The 23,701-nt window shown below is 72.1% G+C and carries 21 protein-coding genes and 2 pseudogenes; 10 read left to right on the top strand and 13 right to left on the bottom strand.

Annotated elements, in window-relative coordinates:
* Positions 1-70: 70 nt before the first annotated feature.
* The 3 genes from B1H29_RS33060 (at position 71) to B1H29_RS33050 (ending at position 3,278) form a co-directional block, all read left to right on the top strand.
* Positions 71-481 carry a nuclear transport factor 2 family protein gene (locus B1H29_RS33060; RefSeq protein WP_055420453.1) on the top strand — a complete coding sequence of 137 codons (411 nt, stop codon included), beginning with the start codon at positions 71-73 and terminating at the stop codon, positions 479-481.
* 363 nt (positions 482-844) lie between these two features.
* Entirely contained in the window at positions 845-1,981 is a 1,137-nt protein-coding gene (rho, locus tag B1H29_RS33055; protein ID WP_055420454.1) for a transcription termination factor Rho, read from the top strand.
* A 115-nt stretch (positions 1,982-2,096) separates the two neighbouring features.
* Positions 2,097-3,278: a D-alanyl-D-alanine carboxypeptidase family protein gene (locus B1H29_RS33050; RefSeq protein ID WP_055420455.1), complete on the top strand. Its 1,182-nt coding sequence runs from the start codon at positions 2,097-2,099 to the stop codon at positions 3,276-3,278.
* 18 nt (positions 3,279-3,296) lie between these two features.
* On the opposite strand, the gene B1H29_RS33045 is transcribed toward B1H29_RS33050, so the two are convergent.
* The 4 genes from B1H29_RS33045 to B1H29_RS33030 form a co-directional block, all read right to left on the bottom strand.
* Positions 3,297-4,229, bottom strand: a complete 933-nt coding sequence (locus tag B1H29_RS33045; RefSeq protein ID WP_055420456.1) for a glutaminase — start codon at positions 4,227-4,229, stop codon at positions 3,297-3,299.
* Positions 4,217-4,654, bottom strand: a complete 438-nt coding sequence (locus tag B1H29_RS40080; protein WP_159027866.1) for a hypothetical protein — start codon at positions 4,652-4,654, stop codon at positions 4,217-4,219. The genes B1H29_RS33045 and B1H29_RS40080 overlap by 13 nt, the downstream gene beginning before the upstream one ends.
* Before the next feature lie 374 nt (positions 4,655-5,028).
* Positions 5,029-6,048: an asparaginase gene (locus tag B1H29_RS33035; protein WP_055420904.1), complete on the bottom strand. Its 1,020-nt coding sequence runs from the start codon at positions 6,046-6,048 to the stop codon at positions 5,029-5,031.
* A 50-nt stretch (positions 6,049-6,098) separates the two neighbouring features.
* A complete protein-coding gene (locus tag B1H29_RS33030; protein ID WP_055420458.1) occupies positions 6,099-6,776 on the bottom strand; it encodes a FadR/GntR family transcriptional regulator in 678 nt (225 codons plus the stop codon).
* 186 nt (positions 6,777-6,962) lie between these two features.
* On the opposite strand from B1H29_RS33030, the gene B1H29_RS33025 reads away from it, so the two are divergent.
* A complete protein-coding gene (locus B1H29_RS33025; RefSeq protein WP_199832409.1) occupies positions 6,963-8,033 on the top strand; it encodes a fatty acid desaturase family protein in 1,071 nt (356 codons plus the stop codon).
* A 35-nt stretch (positions 8,034-8,068) separates the two neighbouring features.
* On the opposite strand, the gene B1H29_RS33020 is transcribed toward B1H29_RS33025, so the two are convergent.
* From B1H29_RS33020 to crcB (B1H29_RS33005), 4 genes are all read right to left on the bottom strand, one after another.
* Positions 8,069-8,905, bottom strand: coding sequence for an undecaprenyl-diphosphate phosphatase (locus B1H29_RS33020; RefSeq protein ID WP_055420460.1), 837 nt, complete (start codon positions 8,903-8,905; stop codon positions 8,069-8,071).
* Between the two features lie 207 nt (positions 8,906-9,112).
* The gene (crcB, locus tag B1H29_RS33015) at positions 9,113-9,487 is read right to left on the bottom strand and encodes a fluoride efflux transporter CrcB (RefSeq protein ID WP_055420461.1); all 375 of its coding nucleotides are present in this window, start codon (positions 9,485-9,487) and stop codon (positions 9,113-9,115) included.
* Entirely contained in the window at positions 9,484-9,873 is a 390-nt protein-coding gene (locus B1H29_RS33010) for a DUF190 domain-containing protein (RefSeq protein ID WP_055420462.1), read from the bottom strand. The genes crcB (B1H29_RS33015) and B1H29_RS33010 overlap by 4 nt, the downstream gene beginning before the upstream one ends.
* Positions 9,870-10,313, bottom strand: a complete 444-nt coding sequence (gene crcB / locus B1H29_RS33005; protein ID WP_055420463.1) for a fluoride efflux transporter CrcB — start codon at positions 10,311-10,313, stop codon at positions 9,870-9,872. The genes B1H29_RS33010 and crcB (B1H29_RS33005) overlap by 4 nt, the downstream gene beginning before the upstream one ends.
* 496 nt (positions 10,314-10,809) lie before the next feature.
* Between crcB (B1H29_RS33005) and B1H29_RS32995 the strand changes: the two genes are divergently transcribed.
* Complete coding sequence (locus B1H29_RS32995; RefSeq protein ID WP_055420464.1) at positions 10,810-11,217, top strand: MarR family winged helix-turn-helix transcriptional regulator; 408 nt, start codon at positions 10,810-10,812, stop codon at positions 11,215-11,217.
* A gap of 16 nt (positions 11,218-11,233) precedes the next feature.
* Here the strand turns inward: B1H29_RS32995 and B1H29_RS32990 are convergent, their stop codons facing one another.
* On the bottom strand, positions 11,234-11,635 hold the full coding sequence (locus tag B1H29_RS32990; RefSeq protein ID WP_055420465.1) for an SseB family protein: 402 nt from the start codon (positions 11,633-11,635) through the stop codon (positions 11,234-11,236).
* Between the two features lie 368 nt (positions 11,636-12,003).
* Between B1H29_RS32990 and B1H29_RS32985 the strand changes: the two genes are divergently transcribed.
* On the top strand, positions 12,004-12,597 hold the full coding sequence (locus B1H29_RS32985) for an AMIN-like domain-containing (lipo)protein (protein ID WP_055420466.1): 594 nt from the start codon (positions 12,004-12,006) through the stop codon (positions 12,595-12,597).
* A 19-nt stretch (positions 12,598-12,616) separates the two neighbouring features.
* On the opposite strand, the gene B1H29_RS32980 is transcribed toward B1H29_RS32985, so the two are convergent.
* Complete coding sequence (locus tag B1H29_RS32980) at positions 12,617-13,087, bottom strand: SRPBCC domain-containing protein (RefSeq protein WP_055420467.1); 471 nt, start codon at positions 13,085-13,087, stop codon at positions 12,617-12,619.
* 107 nt (positions 13,088-13,194) lie between these two features.
* Between B1H29_RS32980 and B1H29_RS32975 the strand changes: the two genes are divergently transcribed.
* Positions 13,195-14,640 carry a glyceraldehyde-3-phosphate dehydrogenase gene (locus B1H29_RS32975; RefSeq protein WP_055420468.1) on the top strand — a complete coding sequence of 482 codons (1,446 nt, stop codon included), beginning with the start codon at positions 13,195-13,197 and terminating at the stop codon, positions 14,638-14,640.
* Positions 14,641-14,705: 65 nt separating this feature from the next.
* Here B1H29_RS32975 and B1H29_RS39620 read toward each other — a convergent pair.
* A pseudogene (locus B1H29_RS39620) lies at positions 14,706-15,141 on the bottom strand (hypothetical protein); the annotation flags it as partial.
* Here B1H29_RS39620 and B1H29_RS32965 point away from each other — a divergent pair.
* The 3 genes and pseudogenes from B1H29_RS32965 to B1H29_RS32955 all read left to right on the top strand — a co-directional run.
* Positions 15,135-15,407, top strand: a pseudogene (locus B1H29_RS32965) (oligopeptide/dipeptide ABC transporter ATP-binding protein); the annotation flags it as partial. The pseudogenes B1H29_RS39620 and B1H29_RS32965 sit on opposite strands and share 7 nt — an antisense overlap.
* A gap of 95 nt (positions 15,408-15,502) precedes the next feature.
* The gene (locus B1H29_RS32960; RefSeq protein WP_055420470.1) at positions 15,503-17,758 is read left to right on the top strand and encodes a PI-PLC domain-containing protein; all 2,256 of its coding nucleotides are present in this window, start codon (positions 15,503-15,505) and stop codon (positions 17,756-17,758) included.
* 5 nt (positions 17,759-17,763) lie between these two features.
* Positions 17,764-18,465 (top strand): DUF6215 domain-containing protein, encoded by a 702-nt coding sequence (locus tag B1H29_RS32955; protein WP_055420471.1) that lies wholly within the window; start codon positions 17,764-17,766, stop codon positions 18,463-18,465.
* Here B1H29_RS32955 and B1H29_RS32950 read toward each other — a convergent pair.
* The gene (locus B1H29_RS32950; protein ID WP_055420472.1) at positions 18,449-21,832 is read right to left on the bottom strand and encodes a CARDB domain-containing protein; all 3,384 of its coding nucleotides are present in this window, start codon (positions 21,830-21,832) and stop codon (positions 18,449-18,451) included. The two genes, B1H29_RS32955 and B1H29_RS32950, sit on opposite strands and share 17 nt — an antisense overlap.
* A 382-nt stretch (positions 21,833-22,214) precedes the next feature.
* Positions 22,215-23,660 (bottom strand): argininosuccinate synthase, encoded by a 1,446-nt coding sequence (argG, locus tag B1H29_RS32945; protein WP_055420473.1) that lies wholly within the window; start codon positions 23,658-23,660, stop codon positions 22,215-22,217.
* Positions 23,661-23,701: the final 41 nt, after the last annotated feature.

Here is a 23,701-nt window from a genome sequence, read left to right as displayed (position 1 = left end):
ACACGCTAGCAAGTAGAGGATAATCTCATTCGCACATATTCAAATAGTTCACTACCTCTGAGGAGCCGCGATGCAGGCATTCCGCTCGGCGATCGAGGCCCACGACCTCGACGCCGTCGAAGCGCTGCTGGCCGAGGACGTCGTCTTCACCAGTCCGGTCGTGTTCAAGCCGTACCACGGCAAGGCGATCACGGCCGCGATCCTGCGCGGGGTCGCCCGCGTCTTCGAGGACTTCCGCTACGAGCGCGTCATCGGCGACGCGGACGGCCGCGACCACGCCCTCGTCTTCACGGCACGGGTCGGCGACCGCGAGATCGGCGGCTGCGACTTCCTGCACCTCGACGAGTCCGGCCGCATCGACGAACTCACGGTGATGGTGCGCCCGTTGTCGGGCGCGCAGGCGCTGCAGGCGGCGATGGGCGCGCAGTTCGAACAGATCGCCCGGGAGGCTCAGCAGGCGCAGGACCGTTCGGGCCTTTGAGTCCGGCCCGGCCCATGCGGAAGAAGGAACAAGCGGAACCTCCGACTTGCTGACCGGGGTGGGACGGATCCGTCCGCCCCACTCCGCCACCCATTCACCGCGACCCGTGGTAAGGTGCGGTCAGCACTTGTGTACGCCCTCGTCGGGCGCCGGTGCCAGTTTCCCTTTCGGTTCGCCGACCCGCCCGTCCTGGTGCGACTGGCGCGTCCGCTTCTCAGCACAACCTCGTGAGCAGGGTCGTCCCCCGCCGTACCCGAGGTGCTGTTCCCGCCGTCCGGAGGCGTGTCGTCCGACCCCTCGCACGGCTTCTCTCCCCCTCCTTCCGCATGCCCCGTGCCCGTGTCCTCGAAAGGACCGAACACCATGACCACCACACTCGAACGTCCCCCCGTAGAGCAGTCCCCGGCCGAGATCGCGTCCGGTGTCCTGGACATCGACGCGGGCGGGAAGGGCCAGCTACGGGGCAGGAGCCTCCAGCCGGAGCCGTCCGACCTCTCCCTCTCCCCCGCGCTGATCCGCCGCCACGGCCTGCGCAAGGGCGACCTGGTCGAGGGCGTGCGCGGCGACCGCGCCCTGGCCGAGATCGTCCGCGTCAACGGCCGCACGCCCGACCGGCAGGGCGGCCGGCGGCACTTCCACGACCTGACACCACTGCACCCGCACGAGCGGCTGCGCCTCGAACACCCGGCGGCCGGCCTGACCGGGCGGGTCGCCGATCTGATCGCCCCGGTCGGCAAGGGCCAGCGCGGCCTGATCGTGGCCCCGCCGAAGACCGGCAAGACCGTCCTCCTCCAGCAGATCGCCGCCGCCGTCGCCGGCAACCACCCCGGCTCCCACCTGATGGTGGTGCTGCTCGACGAGCGGCCCGAGGAGGTCACCGACATGCGCCGCTCCGTGCGGGGCGAGGTGTACTCCTCGACCTTCGACCAGAGCGCCAAGCAGCACGTCGCACTCGCCGAGCTGGTGATCGAACGGGCCAAGCGGCTCGTAGAAACCGGCGAGGACGTCGTCATCCTGCTGGACTCCCTCACCCGGCTGTGCAGGGCGCACAACAACGCCGCCTCCTCCAGCGGCCGCACGCTCAGCGGCGGTGTCGACGCCGGGGCGCTGCTGGGGCCCAAGCGGTTCTTCGGTGCCGCCCGGAAGGCCGAGGAGGGCGGTTCCCTCACCATCCTCGCCACTGCCCTGGTGGAAACCGGCTCGCGTGCCGACGACTTCTACTTCGAGGAGCTCAAGAGCACCGGCAACATGGAGCTGCGGCTGAGCCGGGAGCTCGCCTCCCACCGGGTCTTCCCGGCCGTGGACCTGACCGGCTCCGGCACCCGCCGCGAGGAGCTCCTGCTGTCCGCCGCCGAGTCGACCGCCGTACGCGGGCTGCGGCGGGCCCTGGGGTCCAGGGACGGGCAGTCCGGCGTGGAGACGCTGCTGGAGCGGATGCGCCAGACGCCGGACAACGCCACGTTCCTGCGGCACGTCCAGCCGACGCTGCCCGCCGACTGACGCCGGCCGCCGCCCGACGGGCCCGGCCGGTCATCCCTACGGCATCCGGGTACTTGCGAGCGCGACTCGGCCCGGGCAGCGTGGCGTTCCCAGGGGCCGTTCCTACGTTTGCGGTATGACTATCGGATTCTCAGCCCGGGCGGCTCGATCCACCTGCGTCCTCTGCGTGGCCGGATTGCTGACGCTCATGCCCGCCGCCGCGGCCGCCCGTGCGGGGCGGCCGGACCCGGGCCCGTCCGGCGGTCCACGGGCGGCGGCGCCGCAACCGGCGCTGCTGTACCGCTCCGGTACCCAGGTCCGGCCCCGCCCCGGGGCGCCCGGGGTCCCCGATGTCTCGGCGCTGTCCTGGGTGGTCGCCGACGCCGAAACCGGCGACGTCCTGGCGGCCCACGACGCGCATCGCGAGCTGCCGCCCGCCAGCACCCTGAAGGCCCTGTTCGCGCTCACCGTGCTGCCGGTCCTGCCGGGCGGCATCCGCCACGAGGTGAGCACGGACGAGCTGTCCGGCATCGGCCCCGGCAGCAGCCTGGTCGGTGTCGTCGAGGGGGGCACATACCAGGTCTCCGACCTGTGGAACGGCGTCTTCCTCAACTCCGGCAACGACGCCGTCCACGTCCTCGCCTCGCTCACCGGCGGCTGGAGCGCCACGGCCGCCCGGATGCAGGCCGAGGCCCGTTCCCTCGGCGCCCGCGACACCCACGTGCGTTCCCCCGACGGCTACGACGCGCCGGGTCAGGTGTCGTCGGCGTACGACCTGGCGGTCTTCGGCCGGGCGGGGCTGCGGAACCCGGACTTCGCGCGGTACTGCGCCAAGGTCGACGCCATGTTCCCCGGCCGGAACGGGGACGCGTACGGGATCATGAACACCAACCGGCTGCTCACCGGGGCGGACGGCGTGGAGCCGTACCCGGGGCTGATCGGCGTCAAGAACGGCTACACCAGCAAGGCCGGCAACACCCTGATCGCCGCGGCACGCCGTGCCGGGCGGACGCTGGTGGTGACCGTGATGAACCCCCAGGAGGGCGGCGGCCTCGCCGTGTACGAGGAGGCCCGCTCGCTGCTCGACTGGGGGTTCGAGGCGGCCGGGCACGTCGCTCCGGTGGGTTCGCTGGCACGCGGGGGTGTCCGCCCCCGGCAGGGGCCGGAGGCCGTGCCCGCGGCGGCCACGGCGGTGCGGCCGGCGCGGGACGACCCGGGCTGGCCGGAGACCGGTGCGATCGTGGGCGTCGCCGGGCTCGGCGCGGGGGTCATGGCGCTGGCCCTGCGGCTCAAGCTGGTGCGGGTGGAGGAGAGTTGACGTTGCCCGGGCGGCCGTTCAGAAGACCGACAGCCCAGTGAGCGTCGTGAAGCGGTCCAGCGCCGCCACCCCGGCCACCGAGTTGCCCCGCTCGTCCAGTCCGGGGCTCCACACGCACAGCGTGCAGTGGCCCGGCACCACCGCGATGATGCCGCCGCCGACCCCGCTCTTGCCCGGCAGCCCCACCCGGTAGGCGAACTCGCCGGCCGCGTCGTACGTCCCGCAGGTCAGCATCACCGCGTTGACCTGCTTGGCCTGACTGCGGCTCAGCAGCCGGGTGCCGTCGGCGCGGATGCCGTGCCGGGCCAGGAACCCGGTCGCCAGGGCCAGGTCCGCGCAGGACGCGGCGACGGAGCACTGGCGGAAGTACTGCTCCAGCAGGACGGGCACGGGGTTGTCGATGTTGCCGTACGACGCCATGAAGTGGCCGAGGGCGGCGTTGCGGTCGCCGTGCGCGGTCTCGGAGGCGGCGACCTCCTCGTCGTAGGTCAGCTCCGGGTTGCCGCTCTCCGCGCGCAGGAAGGCGAGCAGTTCGCCCGCCGCGTCCGAGGTACGCGTGTGCAGGCGGTCGGTGACGACGAGGGCGCCCGCGTTGATGAACGGGTTGCGCGGGATGCCGTTCTCGTACTCCAGTTGCACCAGGGAGTTGAACGCGTTGCCGGACGGTTCGCGGCCCACGTGCTCCCAGAGGGCGTCGCCCTCGCGGGACAGGTCGAGGGCGAGGGTGAAGACCTTGGTGATGGACTGCGCGGAGAAGGGCTCGCGCCAGTCCCCCACCCCGTACACCGTGCCGTCCGGCTCGGCGACCGCCATGCCGAAGCGGCGCGGATCGCAGGCGGCCAGCGCCGGGATGTAGTCGGCGGGCCGGCCGCTGCCGGGGGTCCGCTCGATCTCCTCGGCGATGCGCTCGAGGACCGGCTGGAAGGTCGTCCGCGTACTCATGATCGCCATTCTTCCTCCGGGCCGGTTCCGGCGCGCGGCCGGGCGGTCGTGGTGCCGTTCGCCCGCCAGGACCCTCCGGCCGCGGCGAGGGCGGTGAGCCGACCGGGGAGGCCGCGGGCCCGCCCCGGCACGGGTTCGGCGACCCCGCGCCCGCTCGGCACGGCCCTCTCGGCGATCTCGGCCGCCGCCGTACCGCCGGGGCGCGGATCGAGCGCGGTGGCCATGCCCGTCGAGTCATCGACGGTCGCGGGCGGCACCTCGGTGCCGGCGGTGATGCCGTCGGCGCAGCGCTCGGCGAGGGTGCCTCTGCCGCGCCGGGCGGCAGGTGGAGCGCGAATGGGTTGCGGCAGCCGACGCGCAGGCCGGGTCGCGCACGACGCGCGCAGGGCCGGGCCCCCGCAGGCCACACACAGATGCGGTCGCGACAGACCCACGCGCAAACCGAGCCCCGGCAGGCCCGCGCGCAGACCGGGCCCCGGCAGCCGACGCGCAGGCCGAGTCGCCCACGACGCACGCAAGGCCGGGCCCCGGCAGGCCACACGCAGATGTGGTCGCGACAGACCCGCGCGCAGACCGAGCCCCGGCAGGCCCGCGCGCAGACCGGGCCCCGGCAGCCGACGCGCAGGCCGGGTCGCGCACGACGCGCGCAGGGCCGGGCCCCGGCAGGCGGGGTGCGGCACGCCGGGCGCAGACCGGGTCGCGGCACGCCGCACACAGGTGGGATCGCGGCCCCGTCACGTGCGGCGAGCGGCCTCTCCCGGTGCGCGCACCGGCAGCGGCCCGGCCGCCCCCGCATATCCGCGCCAGCCTAGGCGCACGAGGCGAGCGGTGCGGGGTCCAGTGCGGGCACCGGACGTAGGCATCCCACCGGCTCCCCGCCCCCGAGCAGCGGCGCACCCGCGAACTCCGTGAGCAGTTCCGGGGTGACACCCGCCCGCGCGAGTGCCGCCGCGGCGACCGGGACGCGGGCGCGGTCGGCCCCGTCGGCTATCTTCACGGCGATCGCGCTGCCGTCGGGCCGGGCGGCGACCTGGACTCCCTCGAAGCCGTCCTTGGCGAGCAGCCCGGGCACGGCCCGCATCAAGGCGGCGACGTCCCGGCCGGATCCGGAGGCCATCTCGGCGTGCTCCCGCATCGCGTCCGCCACCCGGGCCTCCGGGGTGCCGGGGACGGCGGTGGTGAGGCGGGCGGCGGCGCGGGCGAGACCGTGCAGGGAGACCGCGAACAGGGGCGCGCCGCAGCCGTCGACGGTCACCCGGGCGACGCGCTGCCCGGTGAGGTCCTCGACGATCTCGGCGATCGCCTGCTGGAGCGGGTGGCCGGGGTCGAGGTAGTCGTCCAGGGACCAGCCGTTGAGCACGCAGGTGTAGAGCATGGCGGCGTGCTTGCCGGAGCAGTTCTGGGCGAGCCGGGACGGGAGGCGGCCCTGCCCGACCCAGGAGTCCCGGACGACCGGGTCGAAGGGCAGGTCGGGGACGTTGCGCAGGTCGCTCTCGGTGAGTCCGGCGAGTTCGAGGACGCGCCGGACGCCGGCGAGGTGGCGCTCCTCGCCGGAGTGGCTGGCGGCGGCGAGCGAGAGCAGTTCGCCGTCCAGCGGCAGCCCGGCGCGGACCATGGCGACGGCCTGGACCGGCTTGAGCGCGGAGCGCGGGTAGCAGGCGGCCTCGACGTCCCCGAGCCGCAGCCGGATCTCTCCGTCCGGGCCGAGGACGACGACGGAGCCGTAGTGGACGCCCTCGACGACACCGCCGCGTACCAGGTGGGCGACGGGGGTGTGGAGGGGTTCGCGGACGGGGGGCGGGTCCGCGGGGGAACCGCCGTATGCCACGGCCCGGGGGTCGGGGGCCGGCGCGGTCGCCTGCGTCTGTCGGTGCTCGCTCACGCCTCGGGTGCGCCTTCCGTGGGGGTGTCCGTGCGGGTGGGGCGCACGATGTCGCTCAGGGTGGTCTCGACGCGGTCGAGGTGGTGGGCCATGGCCCGTTCCGCATCGTGGTCGCTGCCGTCGAGCAGTGCCTCGACGATGGCCCGGTGTTCCCGGTTGGACTGGTCGCGCCGGCCGCCCAGTTCGTTGAGGAAGGCGGACTGGCGGGCCAGCGCGTCGCGGATCTCCTCGATGACCCGGCGGAAGACCGGGTTCTGGGCGGCCTCGGCCACCGTGAGGTGGAAGAGGGTGTCCATCGCGACCCACGCGGTGGTGTCCGTCTCCCGCTCCATGCGGTCCAGGAGGTGGGCGAGGTGGTCGAGGTTCTCCGGGGTGCGGCGCCGGGCCGCGTAGCCGGCCACCGGGATCTCGACGTGGCGGCGTACCTCCAGCAGGTCGCCGGCCGTGTAGTCGCCGAAGGTGGGGTCCTCGACGGCACTGGCCACGACGAAGGTGCCCTTGCCGGTCCTGGAGACGGTCAGCCCCATGGTCTGCAGGGCGCGCAGCGCCTCGCGCAGTACCGGTCTGGAGATCTCCAGGGTGCGGCACAGCTCCGCCTCCGAGGGGAGCTTGTCACCGATCGCGTACTCGCCGCGCTCGATGGCGCCGCGGAGGTGGCCGAGCACCGCTTCCATGGCGCTGACGCGCCGCGGGACCGAGCCACCTGTATGGCTGTCTGACAGGTTCACGGGTCGATCCTGTGGGCCGGGCCGGAGAGCTGTCAAGGCAGGACCGCGGGACCGGGGGTGGTGCTAGCCACACCCCGCCTTCGGGGGCAGACGCCATTCTGCGGCCGGGGCGCCGTTCACATACTGAGGTACATGGCGAATCCAACGGTGCTCATCGAGAGCCTGCCCACCCGCGAGCGGGAAAAGGGACACGAGAACGGACGCGAAAAGGGAAGCGACTTTTCCGAACTCTCACGGCGTATTACCGACGCGGGGCTGCTCCGGCGCCGCCCGCTTTACTACACGCTCCGTTTCGGTGCCGTCGCCCTCGCGCTCGGGGGCGGTGTCGCCGCCTTTCTCACGCTGGGGAACAGTTGGAGCCAGCTCCTCGTCGCGGTGGCGCTGGCCGTCGTCTTCGGCCAGCTCGGACTCGCGGCCCACGACCTCGCCCACCGGCAGGTCTTCTCGCGCCGGCGTCCCAGCGAGACCGGCGGCCTCCTGGTGGCCAACCTGCTGCTGGGCATGAGCTACGGCTGGTGGATGAACAAGCACACGCGCCACCACGCGAATCCCAACCACGAGGGGAAGGACCCGGACGTCTCCCCCGACATCCTGGTGTGGTCACGGCGTCAGGCGAGCAAGGCCGAGGGGCTTCCCCGCTTCGTCGGGAAACACCAGGCCGCCCTGTTCTTCCCGCTGCTGACGCTGGAAGGCCTCAATCTGAGTTTCAGCAGCTTCAGGGCACTGCGCAGCCCGTCCATGAAGCGGCCGGTTCTCGAGGGCACGCTGCTCGTCGCGCATTTCGTCCTGTACTTCGGCGGGCTGTTCACGGTCCTCTCCCCCGGCAAGGCGCTCGCCTTCATCGCCGTGCACCAGGGACTGTTCGGCATCTACCTGGGCTCGGTCTTCGCGCCCAACCACAAGGGCATGCCGATGATCGAGGAGGGCACGCGGCTCGACTTCCTGCGCCGCCAGGTCCTCACCTCCCGCAATGTCCGCGGTGGTGTACTCGTCGACGCTTTCATGGGCGGCCTCAACTACCAGATCGAGCACCACCTGTTCCCCAGCATGCCGACGCCCGCCCTCGGCAGGGCCCAGGTCATCACCGAGCGGTACTGCGCCGAGCTGGGCGTCCCGTACTGCCAGACGGGCCTGCTCGCCTCGCACCGTGAGGCGCTGCGGCACCTCAGGAGCGTCGGGCAACCGCTGCGCGACGCCCGCTGAGCGGCGAGGGCGGGCCGGGTGCCGGCGCACGGCGGTCAGCTCCGCAGCACGCCCGCGCCGAGCAGCCCGAAGAGCAGGACGCCGACCGCGATCCGGTAGAGGACGAAGGCGTTGAAGGAGTGCTTGGCGACGAACTTCAGCAGCCAGGCGATCGAGGCGTAGGCGACCACGAACGACACCAGGGTGCCGACCGCGAGGGGGGCCGCGCCCGCCCCCGTGCCCAGGGCGTCCTTCAGCTCGTACAGGCCGGCGCCGGTCAGGGCCGGGATGCCGAGGAAGAAGGAGAGCCGCGTGGCGGCCACCCGGTCCAGGTCGAGCATCAGGGCGGTGGACATGGTGGCACCGGAACGGGAGAAGCCCGGGAAGAGCAGGGCGAGGATCTGGGAGCCGCCGACCAGCATCGCGTCCTTGAACGAGGTGTCGTCCTCGCCCCGCTTGTGCCGCCCCGTGCGGTCCGCCACCCACATCACGCCGCTGCCGACGATCAGCGAACCGGCGACCACCCACAGCGAGGCGAGCGGTCCTTTGATCAGCGGCTTGGCGGCCAGGCCCACGAGCACGATCGGGATCGTCGCGAAGATGACCCACCAGGCGAACTTGTAGTCGTGGTGGTAGCGCTCCTCGCGGTCGGTCAGCCCGCGCACCCAGGCGGTGAGGATCCGCGTGATGTCCTTGGAGAAGTAGACCAGCACGGCGGCGATCGCACCGACCTGGATGACCGCCGAGAACCCCACGACGGCGTCGTCGTCGACGGGGATGCCCATCAGCCCCTCGACGATCTTGAGGTGGCCGGTGGAGGAGACCGGAAGGAACTCGGTCACCCCCTCGACGGCTCCGAGGACGACGGCCTGGCCGATGCTGATGACGCTCATGGGATCCCGTTCTGCTCGGGGCTGCGGACGCGGGGCGACAGCCGTGGCGGGAGCCGGTCATCCGGTGGCCAGGTTTCCGACGCCCCCCGTCTTGCGCGGTCAGGTCTCCTGCGACCTGGCCTCCCGTGACCTGACCTCCCGCGGCCAGGTCTTCCGCGGCCAGGTCTCCTCCGGCCAGTCCTACTACACGCGCGTCGGTGCCTGGCGTCAGGCCCGGAGCGCGTCGGCCAGTGTCACCCCCGCGAACGCCGCCCCCAGACCGGCCGCCACGCTCGCCGCCACGTTCACGGCGGCCAGGAGGCGGGCTCCGGTCTCGGTCAGCCGGAGCGTCTCGTAGGAGAAGGTCGAGTACGTCGTGAGGGCACCGCACAGCCCGGTCCCGAGCAGTAGCCGCAGGTCGGAGCCCGCGGCCCCCGCGAGTGCCGCGCCGGACAGCAGGCCGAGGACCAGACAGCCGACGGCGTTCACCGTGAAGGTGCCCCAGGGAAAGACCGAACCGTGCCGGGACTGCACCGCTCGGTCGGTGAGGTAGCGGAGCGGGGCGCCCACCATGCCGCCCACGACGACCAGCAGCCAGTTCACGACGGCCTCTTGCCCTTCGTCTCCGGTTCGCCGGTCCCGGCGGTTGTCCCGCTCCGGCCGACGTATCTGATGACCTCGCAGTCGTCGAGGATGACCAGGCCCTCGGTGACGAGTTCGTCGAGCCGCGGCAGGAAGTCCCGTACCCGCTCCTCCGTGTCGACGATGACGACGGCCACCGGCAGGTCCTCGCTCAGGGACAGCAGCCGGGTGGTGTGGATCAGCGAGGAGGCACCGAAGCCCTCGACGCCGCGGAAGACGCTGGCGCCCGCGAGGCCCGCCGCGTGGGCCCGGTGGACGATCTCCGAGTACAGGGGGCGATGGTGCCAGGTGTCGTTCTCGCCGACGAAGACGGTGACGCGCAGAGCTGCGCCGGTCAGCCTCGTCATGGCTGCTTCCACTTCAGGGCGCGGCGGGCCGCCCATGCGGCGAGCCACACCGCCGTGAGTGCCGCGAGGGGGGTCGCGGCGAGGTAGGCCAGGCCCGTGCGGACCTGGTCGGCGGCGAACAGGTTCCGGCTGCCGACGGCGTAGGTGGAGAAGGTGGTGAAGCCGCCGAGCACTCCGGTGCCGAAGAAGGGCCGGACCAGGCGGTGGGCCACCCACACCTCGGTGATGACCACCATGAACACGCCGATCACGGCACAGCCGGCGACGTTGACCCAGAAGGTCGTCCAGGGGAAGCCACCGGTGTGCGTCGGCCACCACAGGGAGGCCGCGTAACGGGCGGCGGCGCCCGTGCCGCCACCGGCGGAGATCGCCAGGACGACCGGTGCCTGGACGCGCCAGGCGGGCCGGACGGCGACGCTCTCGGTGTTCGGGGCTGTCATCGGTCGTACGTCTCCTACTCGCCGGGCAGGGGAATGCCCCCGTTCGCAAGTAGGGACCGTTGGCGGCGACCGCCGCGGTTCGGGTACGGCGGGCCCCACCGCCGCGCCGCGGGCACCAGGGCCGCGGCTGAGGTCAGCTTAACGCCGGCCCGGCCCCGGGTCACTCCTCCGGGGGGCCGCGCGCGGCCTCCGCTCCATCAGCCCTTCTCGAACATCCGCGCCACCTCGGCGATCCCGCGCCATTTCGGCGATCCCGCGCCACCTCGGCGATCCGCACCTCGTCGCGCCGGTAGCGGGTCCGGCGGCGGGCGCGGAGATGGTCCGGGTACCGCCGGTCCGGATCGGCGGGGACGACCCGGCGGCGGTACCGCCGACGGAGCCGGTGGAGCGGGCTCGGCTGAGCGGGGCCCCTCGCCCTCTCCACCGGCCCCTTGGTCCTTGCGCGCACACTAGTTGCACACTCAAGGAACAGCCGCTTCGGTGCTACCGTGCAGGTATGGCAGTCAAGACGGCCGGTGCGCGGCTCGAGGAGCGGTGGCGGGAGATCCTCTCGGTGCACGCGCGCACGATGTGCGAGATCGACCGCGTGCTGCACCCGCACGGTCTGGGCGCGAGCGACTTCGAGGTGCTCGACATCCTCGTCACCGAGGCGCCCGAGGAGGGCGCCCAGTGCCGGGTGCAGAACCTGGTCGGCCGCGTCCACCTGAGTCAGAGCGCGCTGTCCCGGCTCATCGCCCGGCTGGAGAAGGACGGGCTGGTGGAGCGCTCGATGTGCGCGGAGGACCGGCGCGGTGTGTACGTCACCCTGACGCGAACCGGCCGGGACCTGCACACCGAGGTACTGCCGCTGCAGCGGGCCGCGCTGGCCCGCATGCTCGGCGACGAAGAGGACCTGCGCCCCTAGGGAGAGGCCCCCGCCCTCAGGGGCGGGCCAGCAGGGTGCGCACGCCGTCCGACGTGAGCGTGAGGCGGTGCTCCGAGCCCGCGTCGATGGACAGGGACAGGTCGTCGGCGGGCCACTGCGCTGCGAGGGCGCCCAGCGGCACCATGCGGTAGCGGGAGACGTACGGCAGCAGGTCGGCCATCTCCAGCTCCGAGGTGAACACGGGCACCACCTGGCGGCCGCCCTGCTGTTCCAGTACCGGCAGTGCCAGCATCCCGGGGTCGGCGGCGTCCTGGGCGTTCGCGTCGTCGGGCACCGGGACGAGGACGTCGCTGCTCGCGAGCGTGTCGAGCGCCGCCGTGTCCTCGGTGTTCTCGGCGAGTACGTCCAGCGCCCGCTGGGCGGGCGAGACGGTGTTGTCGTTCGCGGGTGTTTCCATGGCAGATCCCTGGTAGCGGCGGTGGTGGTGCCCGCCCCGATGATCGGCCACGGGGCGGTTCAGGCTCGCGTACCCGATCGTCCTTGGCGCAATCATGTTCGACGCCGGGCGCTGAGGCAATCGAGAGTTCGGGCCAATTCGATGGACAAGGCCGCACAGGCGGCAAACCTGACCATTTTCGGCAGCCGCGCGAGGTGACCGTGCCACCTTGGAGCAAGCGGTGCCGCGTCACCCCCGGGGCCCCGGGGGTGGCGCACGGTCGACGCACGCGCCCCCCAGGAACACCCGAAGCGCCCGCTCGCACCGCAACCTTCCGGTCAATCCGCTCGTCTCATCCAATACCGGCACAGGCAACCCCGGGGGACACAATGCGACGAAGCAGAGCGGCATGGGTGGCGGTGGTGCTCGCGGGCACCGCCTTGGGGACGGCCACGGCCGCGGCCGACGCGGCCCCGGTCGCCGACGCGCGGAGCGCCGCGCACACCACGGCCTGCCCCACCGGCTGGGACAGCCGCGACAAGGCCCGCGTCGCGGGCACGACGACGCCGGTGAAGGACGTGAGGACCGGGCGTCACGCGTGCTTCGACCGGCTGGTCGTCGACGTGCCCGGGGCGAGCGCCGACCGCCTCGGCCACTTCGTCCGGTACGCGGACCGGCTGCACCAGGACGGCTCCGGCCGCCCGATCGCGGTGGGCGGCGGGGCCGTCCTGGAGGTCCGGGTCGCCGCGCCCGGATACCGCCCCGAGACCGGCGCCGCCACGTATCCGGGCCGGGCCGGCCGACCCCTGCCGGGTGTCGACCTCACCGGATACCGCACCTTCAGGGACACCCGGTTCGCCGGCAGCTTCGAGGGCGAGACACAGATCGGGCTCGGGGTCCGCGCCCGGCTGCCCTTCCGGGTGCTGGCACTGGACGGCCGCGTCGTGGTGGACGTCGCCCACTCCTGGAGCGGCACCCGCTGAGACCCGAGGCCCGGCGGCCTCACTCCGGACGCCCGCCGGCCTCCACCAGTGCGGCCAGTTTGGCCAGGGCCATGCGCGTGCCCGTCTCGTTGTCCGCGGCGGGCACGGCATCGGGGAGGCCGTCGTGGTCCACGACCACCTCCGTGACACCGTCCGCTTCGGTGAGCGTGGTGGTCATCGTCATGGCCCCTTGGAAGGCGGGGTCGGCCGACTCGAACTCGACGACCTCCACGACCTGTTCGTCCGGGACGAGCCGCGCGAAGTACCCGTGGTAGGTGTCGGTGCGCGCACCGGACTTCCCGGCCCGCGTCGGCTCCTCATAGGTGAGCGAGACGCGGAAGGCACCGCCCTCACTGGCGTCGAACGCGTGCACCCGCGCCGTCATGTCGTCCGGGGCCCGCCACGCCGCGACGGCGTCCGCGTCCAGCAGCGCGCGGTACACGGCGGAGCGCGGGGCGTTCACACGACAGGAGACCCGGGTCGAGTGCATGTGAACCACCCTAACGGCACTCATCTGATCACCGGAGGGCCCACTTGATCGATCAGAAGAGTGGTCGGGTTAGCATATGAGCGCCGCCTAGCTCGAAAGATAGAGACGTGACTGCCAACGACGACTCGTTCACCAACTGGAAGAACCGCGAAGAGATCGCGGAATCGATGATCCCGATGATCGGGAAGCTGCACCGGGAGCAGGACGTCACGATCCTGCTGCACAGCCGTTCCCTGGTGAACAAGTCTGTGGTCAGCATCCTCAAGACCCACCGTTTCGCCCGCCAGATCGCCGGTGCGGAGCTGTCGGTCACCGAGACGATGCCCTTCCTGCGGGCCCTCACCACGCTCGACCTCGGCCCCTCGCAGATCGACATCGGCATGCTCGCCGCGACCTACAAGAGCGACGACCGCGGGCTCACGGTCGAGGAGTTCACCGCCGACGCCGTCGCCGGGGCCACGGGCGCCAACAAGATCGACCGGCGCGAGGGGCGCGACGTCGTCCTGTACGGCTTCGGCCGCATCGGCCGGCTCGTCGCCCGCCTGCTCATCGAGAAGGCCGGCTCGGGCAACGGCCTCAGGCTGCGCGCCATCGTGGTCCGGGGCGGCGGCGAACAGGATCTCGTCAAGCGCGCCTCACTGCTGCGCCGGGACTCCGTGCACGGCCAGTTCCAGGGCACGATCACCGTCGACGAGGACAACAGCACGATCCTCGCCAACGGCAACGCGATCAAGGTGATCTACGCCGACGACCCGACGCAGGTCGACTACACGGCGTACGGCATCAAGAACGCCATCCTCATCGACAACACCGGCAAGTGGCGTGACCGCGAGGGCCTGTCCAAGCACCTGCGTCCCGGCATCGACAAGGTCGTCCTGACCGCGCCGGGCAAGGGCGACGTCCCCAACATCGTCCACGGCGTCAACCACCACACCATCAAGCCGGACGAGCGAATCCTGTCCTGCGCGTCCTGCACCACCAACGCGATCGTCCCGCCGCTGAAGGCGATGGCCGACGAGTACGGCGTGCTGCGCGGCCACGTGGAGACCGTCCACTCGTTCACCAACGACCAGAACCTGCTGGACAACTACCACAAGTCGGACCGCCGCGGCCGCAGCGCACCGCTGAACATGGTCATCACCGAGACGGGTGCCGCCTCCGCCGTCGCCAAGGCCCTCCCGGACCTCAAGGCGAAGATCACCGGCAGCTCGATCCGCGTCCCCGTGCCGGACGTGTCGATCGCGATCCTCAACCTCCAGTTGGCCCGCGAGGCCGGCCGCGAGGAGGTCCTCGACCACCTGCGCGACGTGTCGCTGACCTCGCCGCTCAAGCGCCAGATCGACTTCATCAGCGCCCCCGACGCGGTCTCCAGCGACTTCATCGGCTCGCGCCACGCCTCGATCGTCGACGCCGGTGCGCTGAAGGTCGAGGGCGACAACGCGATCCTCTACCTCTGGTACGACAACGAGTTCGGCTACTCCTGCCAGGTGGTGCGGGTCGTGCAGCACGTCTCCGGGGTGGAGTACCCGACGTACCCGGCCCCGGCGGTCTGATCCGCGGCGGATGTGCGCGAGGGGCGGTGGGACGTCGTGTCCCACCGCCCCTCGCGCGTGCCGGGTCAGGACGTGAGACCGTCCACGAAAAGCCGGGTGAGCGCGGTCGACGCCGTGACGGCGGTGCCCACGACGACGCTCGACGCGCCCGCGGCCGGCGCCTCGGCGGCCTGGGCGGGGGTCGCTATACGGCCCTCGGCGGCCCGGGCGGGGGTCGCTATACGGCCCTCGGCGGCCCGGGCGGGGGTCGCTACACGGCCCTCGGCGACCACCGCGACGCGGACCGCGGCGGCCCAGTTCGGCGACGAGCCGCAGATCGGGCGCGTACTGCCGCGGGGAGCCCGGGACGTAGCCGGACGGGGTCGCCGACACCAGGTCGGCGCCCTGTGCGGCGGCCTCCCGGCCCTCCTCCAGAGTCGAGACGTCGGCCATGACCTGGGCACCGGCCGCGTGGACCGCCGCTACCAGGTCGGCGAAGGTACTGCCGTCGGGGCTCCGGCGCCTCGCGCCACCCGTACACCGAGGCCCTGCTCTCCGCCACGCCGAGCCTGCCGGAGCGCACCGAGCGGATCGTCCTGCACGGCCCGGTGCCCTCGGCCGCCAACCCACCGTCCGGCTGCCCGTTCCGCACCCGCTGCTGAAAGGCGGACGACGCGTGCGCCACCGCCTTCCCGGCGGTGACGGACGGTACCGCGGGACATCGCTGGCACTGCGTACACCCTCAGCGGAGCACCGTCGCGCAGGAGGCGTCGCCGAGCGGAGGCTGACCGGCATCGGCCGACCGGGCCGGGGCATGAGTGTGGTGGCGTTCTCCGCTCGGACGCCGGGTCGCACGACGGTCGGCCGACACGAGAATGGGGCCATGGACGGACTGGTTCGGCGCTCGCCCTGGGTCGAGGTGCTGGTCTGGTGCGTCGCGGTGCTGAGCCTGACCGTTCTGGCCTCGGCCGCCGTCGTGCGCAGCACCGTGCTCGATCCGAAGTTCTACGGGCAGGTACTGGAGGACGAGCGGGCCTACCAGCGGTTCTACGACGAGGTGCTGGTCGACCCGGGCAGTACGCCACTGGCCCGCGAACTGCTGGACCGGCTGCCCGTTCCGCAGTCCACCATCACCTCCAACCTCAAGGTCGTGATCCCTCCGGAGACGCTGCGGGCCATGGGGGACCGGCAGATCACCGAGATGATCCACTATCTGGAGGGCGACCGCGACCGGCTGCGGATCACGGTCGACCTCGAGCCCGTCGTCGCCAACGTCGAACGGCTCAGCCGGGCCTACTTCGGTGATGCCGTCGCCGCCCTGCAGCAGCGGTCCGAACCCGACTTCCAGGCCTTCGTGCAACGCCTGTCCGAACTGACGGCGCAGGTGGTGGCCGGCGAGGCGCCGCTGGAGGGCCTGCCGTCCCTGCCGCTCAGCCACGCCCAGGCGGTCGCGGCCACGGACGCGCTGATGCGGCTGGTGCCCCGGGCCGCACGCGCCGACGTCAGACCAACCGTGCAGACGGCACTGGACCGCGGGGACGTGGTCCCGGCCCTGGCCGCGATCGCACCGGTCGCACTGACGGACCAGGTCCGGGCAGCCGCCGCGGAGCTGCTGCGGGAGGCGAACCAGGGCACCTGGGTCATCACCGTCGAACTCGACCCCTCGCAGGAGGCGCTGGCCCCGGTGGACCGCGCACGTGGCGTCACCCGGCTCTTCCAGGAGGTGGTGGAACCGGCTGCCGCGGTGCTCTGCGCCGCCGCGCTCACCCTGCTGTGGTTCTCCACGCCCTCGCCCGCCAAGCGCCGGCTGATGCCCCTCGGCTGGGTACCGGCCGCCGCCGCCTCGCTGCTGGCCCTGACGGTGCTCCTCCTGCGTCTCACCCTGGGGGACGCGCTGTTCGGCACCCCGTCCTCGTGGCCCCCGGCGGCGTCGGAGCTCCTCGGCGACGTCCAGGCCACCGCCCTCGACCGGCTCCTGACCACGGCCACCGTCGTCGCGGTGATCCTGCTCGCCGCCGGCGCCCTGCTGATCACCGTCGGATGGGTCTGGCAGACCAGGCCAGGCGTGCCGGTCCTGACCGATCCGCGTCACGGTCCGGCCCTGACCCTCGCCGTCACGGCGTGCGCGCTCGTCGGCACGATGCTCGCGCCGGTGGCGATCACCGGCTCCTCACCGCGCATCTGCCAGGGCAGCGCCGAGTTGTGCGACGCCCGCTACGACGAGATCGCCCAGCTCGCGTCGCACAACGCGATGGCCACGACGGCGGACCGGTTCATCGGCCCCCTGCAGGACCCGGACATCGTCGGCCAGCTCAACGCCGGGGTGCGCGTCCTACTCCTCGACACCCACCGCTGGGAACGGCCCGAGGAGGTCGCGGACCGGCTGAGCACCTCGGACTTCTCCCCGGCCCTGCGCCGCCGGCTCACCGGGCTCCTGGAGCGGGTGAACCCGCCTCACCCCGGCCTGTGGCTGTGCCACTCGGTGTGCGGCGCCGGCGCCCTCGAGCTGGTGCCCGCGCTCCGCCAGATCGGTGACTGGCTGCGCGCGAACCCCACGGAGGTCGTCACCCTGATCCTGCAGGACGGCATCGGCTCCGTGGCGAGCCAGAGCGCCTTCCTGGAGGCCGGACTGACCGATCTGCTGTACGAGCCGGACCCGGACCCGGGCCGCCCGTGGCCGAAGCTCAAGGACATGATCGACGACGGCCGGCGCCTGGTCGTCTTCGCGGAGAAGGCCGACGGGCCCGCCCCGTGGTACCGGAACCTCTACCGGTACGGCATGGAGACCCCGTTCGCGTTCCGCAGCCCGGACGAGATGTCCTGCCTGCCGAACCGGGGCGGCACGGACAAGCGGCTGTTCCTGCTCAACCACTTCGTCACGGCCGGCGGCGGACTGCGGCTGGACGCCGGGCTCGTCAACTCCCGGCAGCGGGTGCTGGAGCGGGCCCACACCTGCGAGCGACAGCGCGGCAGCCCGGTCAACTTCATCGCGGTGGACTACGCCACGATCGGCGACGCGCTCGGCGCGGTCCGCGAACTCAACGCCGAACGACTCGAGGACGATTCCCGCTTCCCCGCCGGACGATCACCGGATAGGCTCCGCGACGCGCGAGGAACGCGCACGTCAGACGGGGGGTAGGGGACATGGCGGACGATTCCGCGAGACCCGAGAGGGGCATGGGCGCGGCAGCCCAGGCGATCACCGCGGTGGTCCTGGTCGGCGCGCTGGCAGGCGGTATGTGGACCCTGGCGCGGGCCGACGCGCAGGGCTCCGCGGCACGCGAGCCGGCCACCTGCTCGGACACGGGCGACGCCCCGCCGTCGAAGCGCTTGTCGGGGGCTCAGTTGTGCACGGCGCTGAACCGACCGGACCTGCCGGCGCTCCTGGGAACGCCCGAGGAGCCGGCGCGGAACGCCTACGGCAACGACAGCTCGACCGAACTGGCCGGCGGCAGGCAGATCCCGACGCCCGGGGCGACCGTGAGGTTCGAGACCTACACGGTGGAGCTCACGGCGTCCTACGACGATCTCCCGGTCGCCGGGACGGCCGACCTCCTGGGCGAGGTGGCGGAGGTGAAGCAGGTGCTGGGACGCGCGGCGGTGCTCTACTCGAACCAGACCATCGCCATCACTTTCGGCGGTGACGGTGCGGGCGCCGGCCCCGGCGGCACAGCCCGCAGCCTGGTGGTCGCCGGGGACGCGAAGGACAGCGGCGGCTCCTACGAGCTCTCGGTCTGGCGCGAGGACGGGATGCCGCCCGACGACGCGCTGGTCCTCCGCGTCGCCGAGCGGGTGCTGCCGGCGGTCCCGGGCTGGACCGCCGGCCGGCTCACCGGTCGATCCTGAACTGGGATCCCGGCTCGATCCGTACGTCCTCTTCGGCCGAGTCGGTGATCGTGACGTCGGTCAGGGTGGCGCTGCCGCGGGCGCCGCTCATCGCGAGGATGCCCGAGCCGTTGTTCGACTTGTCGATGCGGACGCCGGTGATCCGCACGTCCGGCATCGCACCGCCTCCCGTCTTGAACTGGATGCCGTCGTAGGTCGAGTCGAGGATCTCGGTGTCCCGGATGGTCACGCCCGGGATGTCCTGGCCCTGCGCGAAGAGGGTGATGGCGCCGAACTCCTGCGCCTCGCCCCAGAACGCGCCCCCGGTCCGGTGCAGGGCGTTGCCCGCGATCAGGGTCTGCCCGGAGAAGGGCAGCGGGTCGTGGTCGGTGGCGAGCATGATGCCGGGGTAGTTCATCGTGTCGGAGATGACGTTGTTCTCGATGGTGTTGCCGTAGCCGCCGTAGACCGCGATGCCGTTGGCCCGCCAAGGGAGCTGGATGGTGTTGTTGCGGAAGTGGTTGTCGTGGCCGACGTCCACGGAGGTGTCCTTGACGTACTTGCTGGCCCACACCGCGAGCGAGTCGTCGCCGGTGTTGCGGAAGGACGAGTTGTAGACCGTGGAGTTGCGAGTGCCGTTGGCGAAGTTGATGCCGTCGGCGTACGTGTTGCGGATCCGCATGCCGGTGAACTCCAGGCCGTCGCCGGGGCCCCACAGCTCCGGGATGTTCGAGTAGTCGCGGCCGGCCCAGACGCCGACGTTGGCGTGCTCGATCCACACGTTGGTGATCTTGGTGTCCTTGCCGAAGCGGCCGTTGAGACCGACGCCCCCCTCGTGGTTGCCGTCGCCGCCGCGGATGGTGCCGGAGCCGAAGATGGCGATGTCGGAGATCTGGGTGTTGTGGTCGATGTCGAAGCCGAAGTTGCCCTCGTGCGGGTGGTTGATGCCGCCGGCCTCGTGCGGCGGGGTCAGGGTGTGGAGCCGGGAGTGCCACATCCCGGCGCCGCGGATGGTGACGTCGCGGATGCCGACCTGGTTGAACTGGCCGCGATTGAGCGGGTCGTCGGTGAGGATCTTCTGCTCCTGGCGCCACTGCCCGGCCGGGATCCACACGCAGGAGATCCGGCCCTCCTGGTCGGCGGTGACGGCGCGCTGGATGGCGTCGGTGTCGTCGAGTCCGTCGCCGGGGACGGCCCCGTACTCGGTGATGGACGTGCAGTTGTCCGGCTTGCTCTTCGGCGGCGCGACCTGCTCCAGGTCGATCAGGTCGATGACGTGGAAGGCGGCCGAGTCGTCCGCGTCGCGCTGGAGGCGGAACTCGGTGCCCTGCGGGAAGGTCTTCGACAGCAGCGCGTGGGACTCGTCGAACAGCCGCCGCGCGTCACCGCCGGGCCGGTTGGTGAGGCCCTCGGGGTCGTCGGTGTTGCCGTACAGCCAACTGTGCTTGGACGACAGGGTCAGCTTCTGTACGAACTCCCCGTCGGCGTAGAGGCTGATCGTGGTCTCCGCTCCCCCGCCGCCGGGCGCGTCGGGGACGGAGTTGCGCACCACGACGGAGTTGGTGGGTGTGGTGGAGGTGAACTCGACGTACTCGCCGGTGGAGTCGAGCCGGACGGACTTGCGACCGGAGGACTCGGTGCCGAAGTTGGTGTGGCCGAAGGTGCGCTTGGCGTCGGTGGTGAGCAGGGTGCCGTTGTGACGGCCGTCCTCCGCCTCGTACTCCGTGTACGGCACGGCGGCGCCGCGTCCGACGACGAGGGATCTGGCGAGCACGTTGTTGTTCTCGTTGGTCTCGGTGACGATGTCGGTGGCGTCGGCGGTGGCCGAGAGCGTGACGCCGCCGCCGGTGGCCGTCCAGGTGCCGCTGACGGGCACGTTCACGGTGGCGCCGGGCGCCACCTGGCCGGTGGTGCCGTTCAGGGTGGTGGAGCCGGCCTGGACCCGGGTCACCGAGCCGGGTCCGACGGCGCTCGTGCCGCGGTTGTGCACGGCGACCGTGAAGGAGACGCGGGCGCCCACGGCCGGGGCGGCCGGGTTGGTGGTGAGGGAGCGCACCTCGAGGTCGGGTCCGGGGGCCCGGTCGACGACCAGCCGGCCGGGGGCGGTGCGGCTGTTGTTGGTGTCGTCCAGTTCGGCGACCGTGTCGCGCGGGTCGGCGACCGCGGCGACCGCGTAGCTGCCGGCCGCGTGGGTGCCGGTGGAGACGGCGACCTCGGCCGACTCGCCGGGGTCGAGCGCGGGAACCTCCGCGCTGCCCGCGGCCGTTCCCTCCACGGTGACCTCGGCGGTCGTCGCCGCCGAGCGCGCGGTGCCGGCGTTGCGGACCGTGGCGTTCACGGTGACCTCGTCCCGCTCGGAGGGGTCGGCGGGTGACCAGTCGAGCCCGGTGACGGTCAGGTCGGGAGCGGGCGCGGCGGTGCCGACGACCTGGAACTCGGCGACCTGGCCGCCGGGCGCGCCGGTGTTGGAGAAGAACCTGAGCCGTACGTCGGACACGCGGCCGGTGACCGGGATGGTCACGGTGTTGTCCTTGCCCGGGCTGAAGGAGTAGTCGGCGCGGGCGCGCAGCGAGGTGAAGTCGCTCTGGCCCCGGGCACGGCCGAGGACCTGGATGCTCTGGGTCCGGGCGGCCCAGACGGGGTCCGGGTCGAGCTTGACGACCACGGCGCCGACGTCCGCGTCGGCGCCGAGCTTCACGGTGAGGTCGGCGGGGTGGCCCGCGGCCTCCCAGTAGGTCGAGGCGGAGTCGTCGGTGGCATTGGCCGCGACGTAGGAGTGCACCGACGAGGTGGCCTCGACCGGCTTGTTGCGGGCCAGGTTGGTGCCGGTGGGAGGCGGCTCGGTGACCACGTCCTCGCCGTACACCTCCAGCTCGGAGAGCTGTGCGGCGTTCCAGCCGGTGTTGCCGGTGACGTGGACGCGGACGTACCGCGCGTCGGAGGGGGAGGCGAGGTCGACGGCGACGGTGTTGGCCCGGTCGGGGCTGAACGCCCGTGCGGCCGATCCGGCGAGGGAGTGGAAGGCGGAGCCGTCGGCGCTGCCCTGCAGGGACAAGGTCTGGCTGCGGCTCTCCCAGCCGGCGGGCAGTTTGAGGACCACCCGTTCGATGTTCCGGGCCTCGCCGAGGTCGACCTGGACCCACTGGGGGAAGGCGCCGGCCGGGCCCTCCCAGTAGGACGCCTGGGTGCCGTCGGTGGTGTTGCCGGCCGGGTAGGCGCCGTGCGAGCCGCCCGCCGTGGCCGGACGACCGAGGGCGAGGTTGACGTCGGCGGCGGCCGTCGCGGCCCGCGCGCCGGCCGCGAAGGGCAGCGGGAGCAGCCCGACCGTCAGCAGCCCGGCCACGACGGCGCCCGTCAGCGACCGTCGGCCGAGGGATCTCCATCTCATGGGGGTCCTCTGTTCCGTGGGGAGTCGGGGAGCGCGACAGGCCGGCGACGAGGGAAAGTACCGACCATGCGCGCCAATTGAGCAGGGCAGTCGATTCTTTGCGGAAAGTGCGTCATCAGATTTCTATCGCGTCTTCTGTTTGTCAACGGTCCCCGTTGCGGCGGGATTTGGGACGTAAACAGCTTGCGGTGTTTGCAGAGCACTTGCGTTGAGTCTGGCCTGGCAGGTCGTCACCGCCCGGGCGTGAAGGCGGCGGCTGAACCTCACAGCGCACGCAAGTGATGCACCGGGCGGAGAAACTGACGGGTAAAACGGAAGAGGCCGGCCCGACGCCCGTAGGCGTCGAGCCGGCCCTTGCCGGTGCGGGTGTCGAGGGGACCGGTCAGTCCGTGCCGAACTCCATGGCGGCGCGGTCCAGCAGCTCGTCGTCGCCGGAGACCTCGCCGCGAGAGGCGATGGCCTGCGCACCACCCTCCGGCATGGCGCCGATCAGCCCGGTCGAGGCGGCCTGGGCGGCGCCGATGGCGGGGTTGGCGGTGCCGATCAGGCCGAGCCCGGCGTACTGCTCCAGCTTGGCGCGCGAGTCGGCGATGTCGAGGTTGCGCATCGTGAGCTGGCCGATGCGGTCCACCGGGCCGAACGCGGAGTCCTCGGTGCGCTCCATCGACAGCTTGTCCGGGTGGTAGCTGAACGCCGGGCCCGTGGTGTCGAGGATCGAGTAGTCCTCGCCGCGCCGCAGCCGCAGGGTGACCTCGCCGGTGACCGCCGAGCCGACCCAGCGCTGCAGCGACTCCCGGATCATCAGCGACTGCGGGTCCAGCCAGCGGCCCTCGTACATCAGCCGGCCCAGGCGGCGTCCCTCGGTGTGGTACTGGGCGAGGGTGTCCTCGTTGTGGATCGCGTTGACGAGGCGCTCGTAGGCCGCGTGGAGCAGGGCCATGCCGGGCGCCTCGTAGATGCCGCGGCTCTTGGCCTCGATGATCCGGTTCTCGATCTGGTCGGACATGCCCATGCCGTGCCGGCCGCCGACGGCGTTGGCCTCCATCACCAGGTCGACGGGGGAGGCGAACTCCTTGCCGTTGACCGTCACCGGGCGGCCCTGGTCGAAGCCGATCGTGACGTCCTCGGCGGCGATCTCGACCGACGGGTCCCAGAACCGCACGCCCATGATCGGCTCCACGGTCTCCACGCCGGTGTCGAGGTGCTCCAGCGTCTTGGCCTCGTGGGTGGCGCCCCAGATGTTGGCGTCGGTGGAGTACGCCTTCTCCGTCGAGTCCCGGTAGGGGAGGTCGTGGGCGAGGAGCCACTCCGACATCTCCTTGCGGCCGCCGAGCTCGGTGACGAAATCCGCGTCCAGCCACGGCTTGTAGATCCTGAGCTGCGGGTTGGCGAGCAGGCCGTACCGGTAGAACCGCTCGATGTCGTTGCCCTTGAACGTGGAGCCGTCGCCCCAGATCTGGACGTCGTCCTCGAGCATCGCCCGGACGAGGAGCGTGCCCGTGACGGCACGGCCCAGCGGCGTGGTGTTGAAGTAGGCACGCCCGCCCGAGCGGATGTGGAACGCCCCGCAGGTGAGTGCGGCCAGGCCCTCCTCGACCAGCGCCGCACGGCAGTCGACCAGGCGCGCGATCTCGGCGCCGTAGGCCTTCGCGCGGTCGGGCACCGAGGCGATGTCGGGCTCGTCGTACTGGCCGATGTCGGCGGTGTACGTGCAGGGGACGGCGCCCTTGTCACGCATCCACGCGACCGCGACCGAGGTGTCGAGGCCGCCCGAGAAGGCGATACCGACGCGCTCGCCGGTGGGAAGGGAGGTGAGGACCTTGGACATAGGAAGAGTATGCATGAGAACGCATGGCCATGCAAAGCCCG

Origin of the sequence: Streptomyces pactum (genome assembly GCF_002005225.1) — a bacterium.
GTDB lineage: Bacteria > Actinomycetota > Actinomycetes > Streptomycetales > Streptomycetaceae > Streptomyces > Streptomyces pactum_A.
This window is presented reverse-complemented; position numbering and strand designations above follow the sequence as displayed.